This window comes from Microbacterium sp. BF1 (assembly GCF_019279095.1).
Classification (GTDB): domain Bacteria; phylum Actinomycetota; class Actinomycetes; order Actinomycetales; family Microbacteriaceae; genus Microbacterium; species Microbacterium maritypicum.
This window is the reverse complement of sequence record NZ_JAGYWT010000436.1, coordinates 1-2068: the sequence shown is the minus strand read 5'-3', so window position 1 is coordinate 2068 and position 2068 is coordinate 1. Positions and strand designations below refer to the sequence as shown.

General features: G+C 69.6%; 3 protein-coding genes. All 3 read right to left on the bottom strand.

All coding sequences use genetic code 11. The features are described from left to right. Positions 1-808 (bottom strand): siderophore-interacting protein (locus KZA10_RS13305; protein ID WP_218683115.1); only part of this gene is annotated, 808 nt, incomplete at its 3' end. Between the two features lie 10 nt (positions 809-818). After that, positions 819-1637, bottom strand: coding sequence for an energy-coupling factor transporter transmembrane component T (locus KZA10_RS13300; RefSeq protein WP_371861294.1), 819 nt, complete (start codon positions 1635-1637; stop codon positions 819-821). Next, positions 1634-1963 (bottom strand): hypothetical protein, encoded by a 330-nt coding sequence (locus KZA10_RS13295; protein ID WP_374196592.1) that lies wholly within the window; start codon positions 1961-1963, stop codon positions 1634-1636. Before KZA10_RS13295 ends, KZA10_RS13300 begins: the two co-directional genes overlap by 4 nt. Positions 1964-2068 lie beyond the last annotated feature (105 nt).

The following is a 2068-nucleotide window of genomic DNA, read 5'->3' as shown; positions in this document are numbered from 1 at the left end:
AGTACCCGCAGAAGCTCACAGCGTTCTTGTCCACCCCGCGCTCGCCGACGAGGTGCTTGCGGGCGCCGGAGGCGAGCGCCTGCTCGCCCGCCGCATAGGCGTGGAACGGGGCCTCCGGCAGAGTGGCACGGGCGAGAGCGTCCAGAGCCAGCGAACCGGGAGCGACGCCGTGCGGACGCACGATCCGCACGACCTCGATGCCCGAGGGATGCGCGAACTCCAGCGCATCCTCCTCGCTCGGCGTCTCCACGATCGCGGTACCGACGGCGCCGGCCGGAAGCGAGGCACAGATCGAGGCGATCGCGGGCAGGGCGGTCTCATCGCCGACGAGCACGACGCGATCCACGCTGCGCTGCGGATTGAACGTGAGCCCCTCGTCGATGATCAGAACATGCTCGCCCGGCCGGCAGGTCTCGGCCCACCGCGAGGCCGGTCCGGCGGTACCGTCGGCCGCCGATCCGTGCAGCACGAAGTCCACGTCGATCTCGGCGCCGGCATCCGCGGTCGCCGGGCGGAATGCCCGCACGCTGTAGTTGCGCATCACCGGACGCTCGCCGTCGGGGATGCGCAGGAACTTCAGATACCCGAACACCTTGTTCGCCTTCGCCGGCACCCGCTCCAGGCCCGCATCACCCCCGATCGGGAGGAACAGCCGGAACCACTGGTCGAACCCCATCGGGCGGAACTTCTCGATCTCGCCGCCGCCGAGCGTCACACGGATCCAGTGCGTCGACAGCCGTTGCGTGCGCAGCACGACCAGGTGGATGAGATCGGCCGACTCGGGTTTGACCATCTTGCTGTAGGCCACGATGCGCCTTTCAGGGAAGCTGCCAGGGGAAGGACACGACGAAGATCGCCGCCGACGCCAGCAGGGTCGCGACGGTGAAGACGGTGTCCCGTGTGCGGAACGGGACGAGGTGTCGTTCTGTGCGCGTCGAGTGCGCACCGAATGCACGCGAGTCCATCGCGAGTGCCACGCGCTCTGCGTGACGGATGGCCCCGGCCAGCAGCGGCACGATGTACCCCCACCCCCGAGCGATGCGCGCGAAGGGTCCGCGTCCGCCGTGATACCCGCGCACCCGATGAGCGGCCCTGATCACCGACAGCTCATGGCCGAACCGCGGCACGAACCGGAACGCGGCCAGGGCCGTGTAGCCGATCCGGTAGGGAACCCGCAGCTGCTGCACACTGGCCCGCACGAGATCGGGGCCGCTGGTGGTGAGTCCGCCGACGAGCGCGAGCGCGACGATGGAGCCGAGCCGCAGCGCGGTCGCGAAACCGATCAGCAGGGCCCCGCTGTAGAGCGTCCAGTCGCCGATCTGCAGGACGGGGGTACTGCCGGCGACGAGGCCGGCATCGACCCACAGCGAGAAGCCGACACCGATCAGCAGCATGCCGGCGGGGAGCCCGAGCAGCAGCAGGGCGAGGAGTCTGCCCGTCAGGCGTGCGCCGACCAGGATCAGGGCGTAGGCGAGCACCAGGAAGGCGACAGGGGTGGCCAGATCCCGCACGAAGACCAGCAGCACCATCGCCGGCGCGAATCCGGCGATCTTCGCGAGCGGGTTCAGCGCGTACAGGAACTGTCGCCGCGATGTCGCCGTCATCCGTGCGTAAGGGTCGAACGTCGCCGTGGTCACGATGTCGCTCCGAGCCCGGCGGAGGTCAGCACGCGCTGCAGGGCCGGCAGGCGCAGTCCCGCCGCGGCGAACAGCTGCTCGTCCTGCAGAAGAGCGGCGGTGGGCCCGACCGCCCGCACCCGACCATCGGCGAGGACGACGACGTGAGTGGCGTGCTCGGCCACGAGCTGGAGGTCATGCGTGACGATCACGATCGTCGTGCCCTCCGCACGCAGGTTCTGCAGCAGATTGAGGAGCTCGGCGGCCCTTGCGCGATCCTGTCCGAAGGTGGGTTCGTCGAGCGCCAGCACGCGCGGACGGGTGTGCGCGGTCGGAAACCCGGTCATTTTCGCTCCCGTCGTGGAGCCGGCCAAGAAGATCGTCATCGACACCGCGGACGCACTGGGAATCTCTCAGGCCGCCGCCCTCGAAGCGATTCTCCTGGCCCTCCC